At 62.4% G+C, this 14,285-nt stretch carries 13 protein-coding genes and 1 pseudogene; 3 read left to right on the top strand and 11 right to left on the bottom strand.

Going from position 1 to position 14,285, the window contains the following annotated elements; genetic code table 11:
- Positions 1 to 40: 40 nt before the first annotated feature.
- The 6 genes from CXY73_RS04515 to CXY73_RS04495 form a co-directional block, all read right to left on the bottom strand.
- Positions 41 to 2,149, bottom strand: a complete 2,109-nt coding sequence (locus CXY73_RS04515; protein WP_104134069.1) for an acetate--CoA ligase family protein — start codon at positions 2,147 to 2,149, stop codon at positions 41 to 43.
- Complete coding sequence (locus CXY73_RS23450) at positions 2,146 to 2,496, bottom strand: zinc ribbon domain-containing protein (RefSeq protein ID WP_104134068.1); 351 nt, start codon at positions 2,494 to 2,496, stop codon at positions 2,146 to 2,148. The genes CXY73_RS04515 and CXY73_RS23450 overlap by 4 nt, the downstream gene beginning before the upstream one ends.
- The gene (locus CXY73_RS04505) at positions 2,493 to 3,692 is read right to left on the bottom strand and encodes a thiolase family protein (protein WP_104134067.1); all 1,200 of its coding nucleotides are present in this window, start codon (positions 3,690 to 3,692) and stop codon (positions 2,493 to 2,495) included. Before CXY73_RS04505 ends, CXY73_RS23450 begins: the two co-directional genes overlap by 4 nt.
- 390 nt (positions 3,693 to 4,082) lie before the next feature.
- Positions 4,083 to 4,337, bottom strand: coding sequence for a hypothetical protein (locus CXY73_RS04500; protein ID WP_104176972.1), 255 nt, complete (start codon positions 4,335 to 4,337; stop codon positions 4,083 to 4,085).
- A gap of 21 nt (positions 4,338 to 4,358) precedes the next feature.
- Entirely contained in the window at positions 4,359 to 4,562 is a 204-nt protein-coding gene (locus CXY73_RS21415; RefSeq protein WP_146071623.1) for a hypothetical protein, read from the bottom strand.
- The gene (locus CXY73_RS04495) at positions 4,546 to 4,974 is read right to left on the bottom strand and encodes a hypothetical protein (protein ID WP_146071622.1); all 429 of its coding nucleotides are present in this window, start codon (positions 4,972 to 4,974) and stop codon (positions 4,546 to 4,548) included. The genes CXY73_RS21415 and CXY73_RS04495 overlap by 17 nt, the downstream gene beginning before the upstream one ends.
- 218 nt (positions 4,975 to 5,192) lie before the next feature.
- On the opposite strand from CXY73_RS04495, the pseudogene CXY73_RS04490 reads away from it, so the two are divergent.
- Positions 5,193 to 5,588 (top strand): annotated as a pseudogene (locus CXY73_RS04490) (helix-turn-helix domain-containing protein); the annotation flags it as partial.
- 452 nt (positions 5,589 to 6,040) lie between these two features.
- Here CXY73_RS04490 and CXY73_RS04480 read toward each other — a convergent pair.
- Complete coding sequence (locus tag CXY73_RS04480) at positions 6,041 to 6,670, bottom strand: TetR family transcriptional regulator (protein ID WP_158252946.1); 630 nt, start codon at positions 6,668 to 6,670, stop codon at positions 6,041 to 6,043.
- A 119-nt stretch (positions 6,671 to 6,789) separates the two neighbouring features.
- On the opposite strand from CXY73_RS04480, the gene CXY73_RS04475 reads away from it, so the two are divergent.
- Positions 6,790 to 8,391 carry a GMC family oxidoreductase gene (locus tag CXY73_RS04475; RefSeq protein WP_104176971.1) on the top strand — a complete coding sequence of 534 codons (1,602 nt, stop codon included), beginning with the start codon at positions 6,790 to 6,792 and terminating at the stop codon, positions 8,389 to 8,391.
- 138 nt (positions 8,392 to 8,529) lie between these two features.
- Here the strand turns inward: CXY73_RS04475 and CXY73_RS04470 are convergent, their stop codons facing one another.
- Complete coding sequence (locus tag CXY73_RS04470) at positions 8,530 to 9,348, bottom strand: SDR family oxidoreductase (RefSeq protein ID WP_104176970.1); 819 nt, start codon at positions 9,346 to 9,348, stop codon at positions 8,530 to 8,532.
- A 404-nt stretch (positions 9,349 to 9,752) separates the two neighbouring features.
- Between CXY73_RS04470 and CXY73_RS04465 the strand changes: the two genes are divergently transcribed.
- Positions 9,753 to 10,754: an isopenicillin N synthase family oxygenase gene (locus tag CXY73_RS04465; protein WP_104134060.1), complete on the top strand. Its 1,002-nt coding sequence runs from the start codon at positions 9,753 to 9,755 to the stop codon at positions 10,752 to 10,754.
- Positions 10,755 to 11,114: 360 nt separating this feature from the next.
- On the opposite strand, the gene CXY73_RS04460 is transcribed toward CXY73_RS04465, so the two are convergent.
- The 3 genes from CXY73_RS04460 to CXY73_RS04450 all read right to left on the bottom strand — a co-directional run bounded on the left by CXY73_RS04460 (position 11,115) and on the right by CXY73_RS04450 (position 14,281).
- Positions 11,115 to 12,149: a glycine betaine ABC transporter substrate-binding protein gene (locus CXY73_RS04460; RefSeq protein WP_104176969.1), complete on the bottom strand. Its 1,035-nt coding sequence runs from the start codon at positions 12,147 to 12,149 to the stop codon at positions 11,115 to 11,117.
- Positions 12,150 to 12,875, bottom strand: coding sequence for an ABC transporter permease (locus tag CXY73_RS04455; protein ID WP_104176981.1), 726 nt, complete (start codon positions 12,873 to 12,875; stop codon positions 12,150 to 12,152).
- Positions 12,876 to 12,991: 116 nt separating this feature from the next.
- Complete coding sequence (locus CXY73_RS04450; RefSeq protein WP_104176980.1) at positions 12,992 to 14,281, bottom strand: ATP-binding cassette domain-containing protein; 1,290 nt, start codon at positions 14,279 to 14,281, stop codon at positions 12,992 to 12,994.
- Between the last annotated feature and the right edge of the window lie 4 nt (positions 14,282 to 14,285).

Below are 14,285 nucleotides of genomic sequence, written 5' to 3'. Positions count from 1 at the left end.
TTTCCTCTTTTGTAGTAACACGAACTTGGCCCAGTTGCCGTCAGCTTTTTAGGGATCCACGGATCACGACGGCATCGACAGCCCGGATGGCTGGCTGCACATCTCCGTGCTTCGCCAACAGCATGAGCGGGTTCACATCCAGCTCATGGATCTCCAATTTGTCATCCAGCAGAGCGTCGCCGAGGTTCACGGCGGCTCGGGCCCAAGCCTCTATGTCGACCGGCGGCTCACCTCTCGTACCGCCGAGCACCGCGGCGATCCGCAGCCGGGAGATAGCACGGAGGGCGTCGTCGATGGAATACGGGGGCAGCAGGAACTGCACGTCGGGCATCGCCTCGACGTGGACACCGCCTGAGCCGATCACGACGACGGGGCCGAACACGGGGTCTACGCGCGCGCCGAGCATTCCCTCATGTACACCCTTCACCATGCGTGCGACGATCACCCCTTCGTTCGCGATTCCCGCCCTGGCCATCAGGTCAAACATCTCTTCAACGACACGAGTCGCATCAGCTTCACGCACGCCCACCCGCACAAGGCCGAGTTCGGACTTGTGCGTCATTTCGGACGAGCACCCCTTGATCACCACCGGGCCGTCGCCAAGCGCTTCGACTGCAGCCGGTGCACCGTCAGGATGGGTGACCAGCACGTGCTCTACTGTTGGCACACCCAAGCGGTCAATGATGCCGAGGCTCTCGGACTCATTGAGGACGACGCGCTCGGTCCCGCATACGCGCCTTATCCTGGGTCGACCAAGTGTGCGGTGCCGCGCGCGAGCGATGAGTGCGTGATGGTGGAGGTACTGTGAGAGCGCGCGAACCGCCTGCCACTCATCCGCATAGACGACGGTTCCGTGCGCTCGGAAGCGCTCGGCGATGTCATTCTGCGGGACCGCCATGACGAGCGGGACGCCGGCAGACGCTTCGAAGTCCGCCACGTCCCGCGCGAATCTTTCAACGTCGTAGCCTCGACCTGACACGGGGATGCCAAGAAAGCACGCGTCGACGGACTCATCGCGTCCGAGGACTGGAAGAACGCGACCGAACAGGGAGCTGTCGGTGAGCAACGCTGCGGTCACGTCGATGGGGTTGTCTAACGAGGCGAATGAGGGCAGTACAGCGGCGAGGTCCACTTGCGATTGTTCGGATAGCTGGGACAACGGCAGGTCGTTGTCTTGGGCCGCGTCGGCGGCAAGAACGCAGATGGCTCCAGAGTTGCTCACGATCGCGAGCCGCTCTCCCTTCGGGACGGTTGGTCGAAGGTAGAGCCCGACCGCGGACACGAGGTCGTGGGTGCTACGCGCACGCCAGATGCCATACTTTTCGAGGAAGGCGTCGACGACTTTTTCTTCGGTCGCGAGGGCGCCGGTGTGGGATGCGGCGGCTCGCTGCCCCGCTTCGCTGCGGCCTCCCTTGAGCGCGATCACGGGGACCCCACGCTCGAGGGCCTTCGTGGCTACACGCGCAATGGAGTCAAGGTCCCTAAAATCTTCGAGGTAGAGCAGCAGGAGCGAGATGTCGGGGTCTTCGAGGATCTCCGCCGCAAGCTCCGCCGCCGTGACATCGATGTCGTTCCCGGTGCCGTGCGCATAGCGGACACCGATGCCGGCCTGTCGAAGCAAGCCGTAAGGCACGGAGCACAGCGCCCCGCTCTGACTGACGATGGCGACGGGTCCGTCTTGCGGAGGCTCTTCGGTGAAGAGCGTGGAAAAGCCGAGGACGGCACCCGTCGCGAAGTTCGCGAGGCCCTGCGAGTTCGGTCCGACGATGCGCATGCCCGTCCGCGCAGCGGCGGCGAGCATCTCGTTCTGCCACGCGAGACCTTGCTCATCACCTGTCTCACCGAAACCTGAAGACATGACGATGCAGCCCTTGACACCTAGATCTGCGCAACGGACGATCTGAGCGACCGCGTTTGCGCCCGATACTGCGATGATCGCGACATCGGGGAGCGAGGGAAGATCATCGAGGGAGGGATACGCGGTGATCCCCTGGATCCGCACCCGGTTTGGGTTGATCGGGTATATAACACCTTCGAACCCGAATTCCCGCATGTATCGGATGGGACGGCCGCCGATCTTCTCGGGGTCGTTGGATGCGCCGATGATTGCGACAGAACCCGGACGGTGAAAGAACCAGAGCGAACTCATGCTGGGATCACTTCGCAGTAGGGGAACAACTGTGCCGTGTCTGCATCCTGGACGATCGACACGACGACCCGGCTGCCGATCGAGGTTCCTGGTGCGCACTGCGCCATGACACGAATTCCTTCGTCGAGGTCGACGAGAGTGATCCCAATCGACGAGGCACCTCCGTCGCCCCTGCGGTGGATCGTAGTCTGAGCAAATATCGTTCCTGTGCCGATGGGCTCGAATGGAGAGGCCGCGGAACCGCACCGAGGGCACCGCGGTCTGGGCAGGTACCACGCGTGCCCTTCGTCGCAGCGCTGCCCGAGAAGGCGGCGTTGACCATGGGTCCAATCGTCCAGTTCACTCATTTCAGCCCTTCTGCCGTAGAGGGCGTCGCATACGCGCCACCGTCCAACACGATTGAGACATGCGCAGAGAGGACACCGCCGTCAGCATGCAAGAAGCCTCGCCTCGGCCGCTCGACAAGCTGCCTCGATCCCGCCTCGCCTCGGATCTGAATGACGAGTTCGGCCATGTGCGCCATCCCACCCGCGACGCCCGGGTGGCCGTATGAAAGGAGTCCGCCATGCAGGTTCAGCGGATACTTTCCCGTCGCTGCGAATGCACCGTCTCGCGCCATTCCCCCGGCCGTGCCCGGCTGCGCGATGCCGATCTCCTCGAGCAGGATCGCGAGCGTGATGGTGAAGCTGTCGTAGATTCCAAAGATGTCTATGTCCGTGACGACGGCTCCGGCTTGGTTCAGGGCCTGTTCTGCGCTCTGCCTCGCACCGACGGAGCTGAAGTCCGCCTCACTGACGTGCTGGTGCAAATTCGTCTCGCCGATGCCCGTGATCTCCACACTGCGGGTGCCCTCGGAGCGGCGGGAGAGAACAAACGCCGCCGACCCATCAGAAATTGGGCAGCAGTCGAGCAGACCGAGCGGCTCCGCAATCAGCGGCGCATTCAGAACATCGTCGACAGTAATCGACTTGTGGAACTGCGCTCCGGGATGGGTCCGCGCATGCTCGCGCATCTGCACTGCCAGGGGCGCGAGGTCCTCTCGTTTCAGGGAGTAGCGATGCAGGTACTCGGAGGCGAGAAGTGCGTAGTACGCGGGGATGTTCGCACCGAGTGCTACCTCGTGCGTCGCATGTCCTACTTGCGCGAGTGTCGCGATCGCCGCATCGCGGCTCTGCCCACTTGCGCGGTTCTCTCCGCCGACGACGAGCACGGTATCGGCACTTCCCGACCAGACGAGACGAGCGGCCTCGGCAACCATCGCGAGCCCCGTCGCACCCCCGACGTTCATGCCAAAGGCCCGCTCGGGGGTCGCGCCCAGATACTCGGCGAGCAGATTCCCAGGCATGATGTGGTTGACGGTCGTCGCGTAGCCGGCGATGACCGTGTCGACGTCACGGGCACGAATCCCGGCGTCATCGAGGGCTTGTAAGGCTGCCTCACCTTGAAGCTCCAGCGCGCTGCGTCCGGCATTGCGGCTAAAGGGCGTCAGTCCGACTCCGGTCACGACCGCAGACGGGTTGTTCCTAATCAATGAGTCTCGCATCGCTGGCCTACGCACTGGGTCTCAGGGTCGCTGGCGGCGTCACCCTCGAGTCGTCGTCACGGGGAAACCAGTTTTGGGTCATATAGAACATGGTTTCAGTCTCTTTGAAATCACCATGCGCGGGCTGTCCCATATTGCGACGTGGAGCCATAGCACCGCGAACCGCAGGCGATGATCATAAAAGCGGGACAGCCGAACGAGAATGCCGCCATGCCCCCATAGGGATGCATCCTCCGGCAGAGGACGAATGGCCGCGCTCCATGGTTGCGGCGCCGCGGCCGCAGCGTCGACCAGCGCCGTCGTTCGATCCCGGATGAGTCCCGCTTGGGCGTGAAGCCAGTCACGGACCTCGCGGTTGTCCCTGGCAGCTCCGCCAGGCGGCGGGGTCACCTAGGTCGGGGGTGCGCTCTCGCCTGTTGTAGCCACAGTTGCGCCGATGCGGTGATGGTAAATCTTCGCGAACGGCTCAACTGTCGAGTCCGACCCGGTGTCCTCGGCCCGGTCGGCCGCGGACACCTGCGCACGCACGGCGGCACCCCACGCCTCATGCGCAGCCAGCCGGCTTGCGAGATGGGTCCACGCCTCGTCGTTGACAATCCGACCGGCGATGCCCGCGTCGAGCACATCGCGGACGACCGCTTCCATCCGTCCGATCTGGTCGGGATCCTAGACCCGCGCGAGAGCATCCACCTCGAGGGTCTCCTCCACGACCGCACACATCCGGTTGGATTCGCGGCCGCGCGTCGCCACCACATACAGTTGCTCGCGGGACGTGGACTGCGGGTCCACAAAAGTATGGGACGTGTCAACGATCATGTCCTGCACCCGGTTAATCGTCGCCGCATAGCCAAGCTCAACATGCGTGGCCACATATACGGCCGGCCGGGTCAACACCCCCAGGCCGGAGACTCTTCACCTTCAGGTCATCGCCCTCGTCACCCAGGATCGTCCAGAGGTCACCGTTCGCGACGAAGTCCTTACCCTGGTTGGACCGCAGCTTCCGGTCGTTCTGCCGCATCATGATCACATCGCTCACGCCGTCCTTGTTCCCGTCGTGGAGCAACGCCCCGCTCTTGCCGACAGCACTCTGGCCGATCAGGTCCAGGCGGGCATGCGCGTTCAGCGCGGCAACCTGCGCTTTGGCTCCCGTTACTATGATCGTATGCCGAGGGTCGGCGCGATCCGCCGTGACATAGAAGTCGAGCGACGCGTTTGCACTATCACGCGGCAGGAGGGACGCGGCCGCTTCCAACCCGGTTGCCCGCGGCGAATTCTTAGCCACGGCGCACGGAGTGGTGCCGCACGGCGGCTTGGCGGGCCAGTAGGTGTAGCCGTTCAGACCGTCGGACGGGGTCGTGGGCCCGTCTGCGTAACCTCGGTTAAGCCCCGGCTTTCGGTCCCAGCCTGTCGATAGTGAAGTCGTTGCTATCGAGCGGCGACACCACTTGTGGCGGGGCGGATTCAATTGGTCGTCGCAACACCTCGACATGGAGGTGGATTATGGGACGTCCAAAAGGTTGGATGGCCACGCAACTCGGGCGGGAACCGATGCGGCCGCCGGCGTGGCGCCGGGAGCACCGGCAAGATTTCTGGAACCTCGTCGGACAGGGTCTCTCGAGCGAGGACGCGGGCGAGCGGGCCGGCGTGTCGGCGCCGGTCGGGACACGGTCGTTCCGTCATGCTGGCGGGATGCGAGACATCAGCAGAGCACCGCTTTCGGGGCGGTTTTTGACCTTCGTCGAGCGAGAGGAGATCGCGATCCTGCGGGCACAGAACGCCGGGGTTCGACAGATCGCACAGGTCCTGAGTCGGTCACCGTCGACGATCTCACGCGAGCTGCGGCGCAACGCTGCATCTCGTGGCGGCAAGCCCGAATACCGCGCCGTGAGCGCTCAGCACGGTTGGTGTTAACAGTTGGATATTCACGAGGCGGTGCGTCAGCTGAATGTGCACCTCGGGGTGACGTTGGTGGCGGCTCTGATCGGTTCCAAAGACCGCAAGTTTCCCCATCGCTAGGCCAAGAGTGACGGACCCGTTCCTGGTACAGATTATGAGCGACGTTCGGGCATGGCGCACCGGGCATGGCGGCAGATAGCGGATGCCGAAAGCGATCACCCAGCACGGGCGTGGTTTGTCGGTGGCGATCCGTTTCTCCAGGAAGATACTCCGCTGACAGAAATCAGAGAAGACCGGGACGCCGACGTGATGAATGCCGTCGCCGCCCTTAAGGAAAACCGTCACGACGTAGGAATGTCGCACAGGCGAGTACTTGTACGAAGACTGGTCTCAGAATCATTCGTTCGGAGGTCCGCGGATATCGGGTGCCGTGAGAGTGTTCCGCATTCCGCTTATTGATTCTTTTCGTGTGCGAATGCGGCTTGTAGGGCTCTGGAGTAGTCCCGGAGGGCGGTCTCCACATATGGCAAGGGGGACGATTGCCCTGCGCAGAGCCACTTACGGAAACCGACGAACATAGCGTGCCAGTAGCCGTGGCCGAGAACTTCCGGCAGCGTGTCCTCTGGGTCAAGTCCTTCTCGGCCAGCGATGAAGCGGGTGATGGCATCCCGCCAGGGTTGACCCTGCATGTACGCGTAACTCTGTAACGACGGAACTGCCTGAATGAGGGTGACTTCGGCATGCATGATGGGCAGAGCAGCGGGATAGGTGTGCAGACCGGAGAGTACCGCTGCCACGACGGCGTCAGTACTGACGATGTCGATGGGAGCATGATCCAGCGCATTGGTGAGGTCTTTGAGTTGCCGGTTGAAACGGTTCCAAACGATGTCGGCTTTGTTGGGGAAGTAGTTGAACAATGTCTTGCGTCCAATGCCAGCGGCTCTGGCGATGTCGGTCATCGTTGTCTTGTCAAAGCCGTTTTTCAAAAACAAGCCCAGGCCGATCTCTGCGACGGCATCCACTGACACTGTCGAGGGGCGTCCTCGCCCTCGACTCTCTCCGGTATCGGGGGTGGAAGCCATTGACTCGACCCTACTCTCTGACAATACTTGAATTAAAACACTTAGTGTAATAAATAGAGTGTCTTCGACGCCTGAATCGGTGCGTCCGTTGATCATCCACAAGGAAGACGGAGTTCAGCATGATTTTTGATTACATTATTGTCGGTGCCGGAGCGGCGGGATGTGTCCTGGCCAATCGACTGAGCGAAGACCCCGCGAATCAGGTTTTGCTGCTGGAAGCCGGAGGCTCCGATCGTAGTCCGGTGATTCTCGTGCCGAAGGGGTTCTATTTCACGATGACGGACCCGAAGTACACGAAGAAGTTCGCCACGGAACCGTTTGGAACCGGGTCCGTCGAGCATTGGTCGCGCGGTCGGATGATCGGCGGTTCCACTGGGGTGAACGGCATGGTCTGGAACCGCGGTTGGAAGCCCGATTACGACTCGATCGAAGCGGCAGGCAATCCTGGTTGGGGATGGGACACCTTTGTAGGCGCCTATCGGAGCATTGAAGACCACGCACTTGGCGCGTCGGATATTCGAGGCGTCGGCGGTCCCGTCGGGATTTCCGTAGCTTCCCCACCCGAAGAGGTCAGTGAGGCCTTCATGGACGCTGCAGGAAAGCTCGGTATGAACCGGGAAGACGACCTGAACGGGAGCGACAATGAGCGCGTCGGATACGTATCGTCGAACATCGCGAACGGCTTGCGCGTTAGCGCTGCGGAGGCGTATCTGCATCCGGTTCGGCAACGGCCCAACTTGACGGTGCTAAGCCATTCGGAGGTTGGATATGTTCTCTTCGATGGGAAGCGTGCCACCGGAGTGCGCGTTGAGCGCAAGGGCGTGACGGTCGACTACTCCGCCCGTAAAGAAGTGCTCCTGGCCGGCGGTTCGCTCGACACTCCGCTTCTCCTTGAACGCTCCGGCAGAGGAGATCCAGATCAGCTACGTTCTGCCGGGGTGCAGGTAGTCGTGGACAGCCCCAACGTCGGAGAACGGTTGTACGAGCATCACGGCACCAGCTTCCAATTCTCGATGCAGGGCGCAGACGGATACAACAAGCAGCTCTCTAACGTTTCACGGCAGATGCTCACCGGCACGAAATATCTGATGCAACGTGACGGCGTCATGTCGTTCGGCGGCTACAACGTGCTGATGTATTACAAGTCGGATCCGAAATCCGACCGGCCGGACACGCAGGGATTCTTCACTCCTATCTCCACTGCGGCGGCATCGTTAACCTCGGGCAAAGTGAAAGTCGATAAAAACCCGGGAATGATGTTCCTGACTTACCCGCTGCGCCCAACGAGCACCGGATCCATCCACATCACCGGTGCTTTGCCGTCGAACAAGCCGACGGTTATCGCGAATTTCCTCGAAACCGAGCACGACCGCCGCTTGGTCGTTCTCGGGGCACGGAAGGGACGCGAAATCATGGCCCAGGGTCCGATCAGCCGACTCGTGCGCGAGGAAACCCTCCCTGGCACTGATTATGCAACGGATGAGCAGATACTCGAAAACGCGCTCAACCGCGGCGGAACCGGTTACCACACGCTGGGCACGTGTGCAATGGGCCCCAATGACGACGACGTCGTAGACGCTCGGCTTCGTGTTCGCGGGGTGGAAGGACTCCGAGTCGTTGACGCGTCCGTCTTCCCGCACATGCCATCGGGTAACAACAATGCCCCGACTCAGGCGCTTGCCTGGCACGCGGCACAACTTATCCTCGAAGACAACTCGTGAGCAACTCCCCTGCACGCTTCACTACGCTGCGGTAACGGCGTAGTGCGATCGGGTTTCGGGGTTCATCCCGGCCGTTTGCGGCAGGTCCCTGTCATCGCCGATAGTTCTCAGGCGCCGGCCATGTCGCTCTGCAGAGGCTCAGTGGCCGTGCGCCTCGATCGAAACAGGTTGCCATTCGTTCCACGTCGCCAGGCGTGATTCGTAATCCTTCGTCGCGATTGCTAGGGGGGCCGTGCCGAAGAAGATGCGTAGTGGCGGCTTTTCCGCGTCGACGACCTTAAGGATCGCGCCTCGGGTGGCCGTAGGGTCGCCGGGGTTGTTCGCCGACGGACGCCTTGCCGCGGCCTGTCGGACGTCGGCGTATTCCGGCATCTGTTCGCTATGCGAGGCGGATGGCCCGGACCAATCAGTCGAGAAGCCGCCAGGCTCCACCAACGTCACGTTAATACCAAAGCCTGCAACCTCCTGTGAGAGAGACTGCGAGAAGCCTTCAAGCGCCCACTTCGACGCATGGTAGATGCCAACAGATGGGAACGCACTGATCCCGCCAATACTCGATACCTGGATGATATGGCCCGAACCTTGCTGACGCATGATTGGCAACGCCGCTTGTGTAATCCACAGGGCGCCAAACACGTTCGTCTCAAGTTGCGCTCGAGCCTCAGCTTCAGTCAACTCCTCAACCATGCCGAAATGACCATATCCAGCGTTGTTGACGACAACATCGAGGCGGCTAAAGTGCTCGACTGTCTTGTGGACGGCCGCGAAGCCTGCATCTTTGTCCGTGACATCAAGCTGAAGCGGCAGAAACGTTTCGGAGTATTTGTCACGGAGGGTATCGAGTGTTGCCAGTTTTCGTGCCGTGCCTGCGACGGAGTCCCCGCGCTCCAGCGCGGCCTCTGCCCATTCGCGGCCAAAGCCCTTGGATGCACCAGTAATAAACCACGTCTTACTCATGAGCAAAGTCCTTTCGATAACGTACGCACACAGGTAACGCGTGGCGAGGACAAAGCATTCCTAGCTACGAAGTGCACGGGTTGTCCAAGGCCGCTCTCACACCGGAGTTCTGCAGCACCAGCCTCGGTAGTATTCCTCTTTCCAGAGGCGCACCCAGCTGCCCAGCGACCCTCGATAACACCGATCTCCGGGCGGCTTGAGTCATCGGCCGGCCCGATGAAATCACCAGCTCCACAGCCTCGGCCCGGAACTCAGCATTGAACTTTCGACGATTAGTCATGAAACGGATTCTCCTTACCTCGGCCTCAATTCACCACACGGGCGCAGCCGACGCGTATAACCCCGTCTAAGGCTCGGAGACGTCACAATTCGCAGCGTGGCCTGCGCGGTGTCAAACTTGAACCATGGTGCTTTCACTCCCAATCCTCGATTTCTCTCAACTCGACGCTGGCGAAGCCGAAGCTGCGGCATTCCGCGCCGACCTCCTGCGCGTCACCCACGAGGTCGGGTTCTTCTACCTGACCGGCCACGGCGTCGACCCGCAGCTGACGAAGGAGCTCCTCGCCGTCTCGCGCAAGTTCTTTGATCTACCGGCCGAGCAGAAACTCAAGCTGGAAAACATCCACAGTCCCCAGTTTCGCGGTTATACCCGCGTCGGCGGGGAGCTCACCGCCAACGCCGTCGACTGGCGTGAGCAAATCGATATCGGAGTAGACCGCGAGCCCGTGCCCCTCGCCGTCGGAACTCCAGACTATTGGCGCCTCGAGGGCCCGAACCTCTGGCCGGACTCCTTGCCCGAGCTGAAGACCGTCGCCCTGCGCTGGAATGAGGAGCTGAGCCGCATCGCACTTCGCCTGCTGCGCGCCTGGGCACTCGCCCTCGGTAGCCCCGAGAACGTCTTCGACGCCGCTTTCGCCGAGAACCCGTTCCTCTTAACCAAGATCGTGCGCTATCCCGGCCAGCCGGTACGTGCCCAGGGTGTAGGCGAGCACCGCGACGGTGGAGTTCTTACACTGCTGCTCGTCGAACCAGACAAGGATGGCCTGCAAGTCGAGCACGATGGCGAGTGGATCGACGCTCCCCCGCTCGACGGCGCCTTCGTCGTGAACATCGGCGAAATGCTCGAGCTGGCAACGGATGGCTACCTCAAGGCGACCCTGCACCGCGTTTTCTCCCCTGAAGACGGGTCCGACCGCATCTCCGTGCCGTTCTTCTTCAACCCTGCACTCGACACCGTAATGCCGCGACTGCAGCTCGACGAGAGCCTGTCTCGCGAGGCCCGCGGGCTCTCTGCCGACCCGACCAACAGTCCCATTCTTGAGACGACCTACGGTGACAACGCCCTGCGCTACCGCTTACGCGCCCACCCCAACGTGGCTGCGGCCCACCACGCCGATCTGATCTAATCCCGGATGACGGATGATGCCCAGACCGAGGCATCCGTCTTAGGCGTTACCTGAACCGTCTGGTCGATGATGGCCTCGTTCGTGGTCCCAGCCGGCATCGACAGCGCGACCAAAGCTTGCTGACACGGCAGCGGGTGGAGGCCAAAACACGATAGAGAAGTGCGGAACGTCAGCTGAATTGGTAGCGACCAAGGTAATCGCGGTGGCGTGTTAATTCGCCAACTATCCGACGCTAACGTGCTGCCGTGTGGGCACGTGTAGTCGCCGGTGAGGTTGATGTGTCCAGCCAGCGAGAGCAGAGCCACTGCGATGCTGGCCCGGACGATCGTGCTGTTAGCGGCATCCGTCGCCCGTGTCTGGTTAGCTGGTTGGGTCGGTGATGAAACCCTCCTCGATCATCCAGGCGTAGGCCACATTGGCGGGTTCGGCGCCGTCGACGTCAACTTGACGGTTCATGCCACGCAGAACTTCGTCGGTGAGCCGGGGCGATATTTTGGCGAAGATCTCTTCCAGGCCAGGGTGGGCCTCGATCGTCTCGGTGAAGAAGATCGGCGCCACGTTGTATGCCGGGAAAAATGCGAGGTCGTCGGTCAGGACGGTGAGGTCGAGCGCGTCGAGGCGACCGTCAGTCGTAAAGACTTCGCCGAAGTTGCAGGCGCCGTTGTCGGTTGCGCTGTAGATGGCACCGGTGTCGTAGATGCCAATGTTGTTGTCGGGCACGCCGTTGGCGGTGCCACGTTCTAGTCCGTAGTGGGCGAGCATGGGGTTCATGCCGTCTGGCCGGGAGTTGAATTCGGACTCGACGCAGAAGGTACGATCCGCGACCGGTAACGCGGCAAGTTCGGACAGGGCCGTGATGTTGCCGAGGTCGGCGACTGCCTCACTGCGCACGGCGAGGGCGTAGGTGTTGTTCATCGGTGCTGGCGCACCCCAGGTGACACCGTTTTTGATATCGAGGTCGTATACGGCTTGCCACATTTCGTTCTGGTCAGTGATCGCCTCAGTCTGGCCGAGGTAGGTCAGCCACGTGGTTCCGGTGTAATCCCAGAGCACGTCGGCCTGGCCAGAGAGAAGCAGATCGCGGGCCGGCTGGCTGCCGGGCACGTTACTGAGGTCTGTGACGTCGAATCCGGCTGCAGTCCCGGCGAGGACGGCGATTTTGCCGAGCAGTAGCTGCTCAGTGAAGTTCTTGGACGTGACTGTGAGGTTTACGCCGTCGGCGCCGTCGAGAGGGGTGATCGACCCGAGTCCGACCGCGGGAACGTAGGAGGTCGCCGGCTGCAGTCCGCAGCCGGTCAAGGCGACGGCGGACAGGGCGAGGATACCCGTGGCGAGGCCCCAGCGACCGAGGTGCCCACGGGCGCGAGGACGGGTGCGTGAAGAAGTGCGGTACATCTAGAGTCCCTTCGGGCGGGCGACGTGTTCTACCACACGGCCGACCCAGTCGATGAGGAGGGCGAGCAGCGCCACCAGCAGGGCCCCGGTGACGAGCACGGGGGTGAGGCTGAGATTGACGCCCGTGGTGATGAGGATGCCCAGTCCGCCACCGTTGACGAATGTGGCCAGGGCTGCGGTGCCGACTAGCAGAACGAGGGCGGTACGCACACCTGACAGCATGACTGGCACGGCGAGGGGGAGCTCCACCCGAAAGAGCACCGCCGTGGAGCTCATGCCCATGCCACGTCCGGCTTCGATGAGGCGGGCGTCGACCTGTTGCAGGCCGACCATGGTGTTTCGCAGCACCGGGAGCACCGCGTAGAGCACGAGGCTGAGCGTCGCCGCCCAAAAGCCGAAGCCAACCCAAAATGCGAGGAGTACGACGACGCCGATTGCGGGGGCGGCTTGCCCGACGTTGGCGATCGCGAGCACCGGAGCGGTCAAAAACCGCAGGGGCCGCCGGGTCAGGGCGATTCCCACGGGAATTGCGATAACCAATACGATTACCGCGGCGAGGAGGGTGAGTTGGATGTGCTCCACGGTGTAGACCCAGAGCGCGTCCGGGGCGAGGGTGGTCAGTTCGATCGGAGAGAGGTTAGCTGTCAGTAGCCAGATGACGAGCGCGAGGAACGCGAGCAGAATGCCGGCCAGCTGGTAAACCAGTCCCCGCCAGGATTGCCACACCGCGCGGGCGTGACTGACCGGTACGGCCGGTGCGGCCGGTGCGGCTGGGTCGCCGGGTGTTTCGATAGCGGAGTCGCCGCCGGCACTGCCGGCTTCTGTAGTCACCGTGCGGGTACTCACTGCACGGCCCGCGCATCAGCATCACTGCTATTAGCACCACTGCTATCGGCCTCGTTCAGGTCGGTGTCGGTGGTCGAGGCCTGCGCTTGGAACACGCCGGTGTTCAGTCCGACGGGAGCTTGGTCCGACTCGAGCACGGCAGCGGTCTGTGACCGGGTGATGGCGTCCATGACGGTCTGTACGTCGATGACGCCCTTGAACATGTCGCGGCGGCCGGTGACGAGCGCGGCTCCGGCGCTGGAGACGAGCATTATGTCAAGTGCATCATTAAGCGTGGCACGGTAGCCGACGACCGGAAGTTTCGGATCGTTAACGTTACTAATGACCTCGAGGCGGCCGAGCTTGCGCCGGGAGAGCCACTGGATGGGACGGTGCCGCTCATCGACGATGACCGCGTGGCCGTGGCCGGCGTCGATGAGGCGGGCCAGGACATCCGCTGCCCGTTCGCCGGGGCTTCCCACGACGGCGTCGCCGAACCCGACCTCTGCCACCCGGGTTAGGGTGAGCTGTTTGAGGCCAGCGCCGGACCCGATGAAGTTTTCGACGAACTCATTGGCAGGGTCGCCGAGGATGCGTTCCGGGGTGTCGTACTGTTCGAGCTGGGCGCCCTCGTTGAAGATGGCGATCCAGTCGCCGAGCTTGACGGCTTCGTCGAAGTCGTGGGTAACGCAGACGATGGTCTTCTGCAGTTCTTCCTGGATGTTGAGCAGTTCGTCCTGCAGGCGCAGACGGGTGATCGGGTCGACGGCGCCGAAGGGCTCGTCCATGAGTAGAACGGGCGGGTCGGCCGCGAGGGCGCGCGCCACGCCGACGCGCTGCTGCTGACCGCCGGAAAGTTCTCTAGGGTACCTGTTTCGGTAGAGTGCCGGGTCGAGGGAGACGAGCTCGAGGAGTTCGTCGACGCGGGCCGCGATGCGGGCTTTGTCCCAGCCGAGCATTTTCGGCACGAGACCGATGTTGGTGGCCACGGTCATGTGGGGAAAGAGCCCTCCGGCCTGGATGACATAGCCGATGCCTCGGCGCAGGGTATCGCCGTTCATATTGGTCACGTCGTCACCGTCGACGACGATACAGCCCTCGGTCGGTTCGATGAGTCGGTTGATCATTTTCAGGGTGGTGGTCTTGCCGCAGCCTGAGGGGCCGACGAGCATGACAATCTTGCCGGCCGGAATCTCCATGGTCAGACCGTCGACGGCGGGGCGCGCCTGCCCGGGGAAACGCTTGGTGACGTGGTCCAGCAGGATATTCGCACCGGTGATGCCGGTCGGGGAATCTTCGGTGCTGATGGAT

Origin of the sequence: Cryobacterium sp. Y50 (assembly GCF_002929805.1) — a bacterium.
Lineage (GTDB): Bacteria > Actinomycetota > Actinomycetes > Actinomycetales > Microbacteriaceae > Cryobacterium.
This window is presented reverse-complemented; position numbering and strand designations above follow the sequence as displayed.

Coding starts and splice junctions, on each gene's coding strand:
- CXY73_RS04515 (WP_104134069.1), bottom strand. CDS start 2,149: ATGAGTTCGCTCTGGTTCTTTCACCGTCCGGGTTCTGTCGCAATCATC.
- CXY73_RS23450 (WP_104134068.1), bottom strand. CDS start 2,496: ATGAGTGAACTGGACGATTGGACCCATGGTCAACGCCGCCTTCTCGGG.
- CXY73_RS04505 (WP_104134067.1), bottom strand. CDS start 3,692: ATGCGAGACTCATTGATTAGGAACAACCCGTCTGCGGTCGTGACCGGA.
- CXY73_RS04500 (WP_104176972.1), bottom strand. CDS start 4,337: ATGGAAGCGGTCGTCCGCGATGTGCTCGACGCGGGCATCGCCGGTCGG.
- CXY73_RS04480 (WP_158252946.1), bottom strand. CDS start 6,670: ATGGCTTCCACCCCCGATACCGGAGAGAGTCGAGGGCGAGGACGCCCC.
- CXY73_RS04475 (WP_104176971.1), top strand. CDS start 6,790: ATGATTTTTGATTACATTATTGTCGGTGCCGGAGCGGCGGGATGTGTC.
- CXY73_RS04470 (WP_104176970.1), bottom strand. CDS start 9,348: ATGAGTAAGACGTGGTTTATTACTGGTGCATCCAAGGGCTTTGGCCGC.
- CXY73_RS04465 (WP_104134060.1), top strand. CDS start 9,753: ATGGTGCTTTCACTCCCAATCCTCGATTTCTCTCAACTCGACGCTGGC.
- CXY73_RS04460 (WP_104176969.1), bottom strand. CDS start 12,149: ATGTACCGCACTTCTTCACGCACCCGTCCTCGCGCCCGTGGGCACCTC.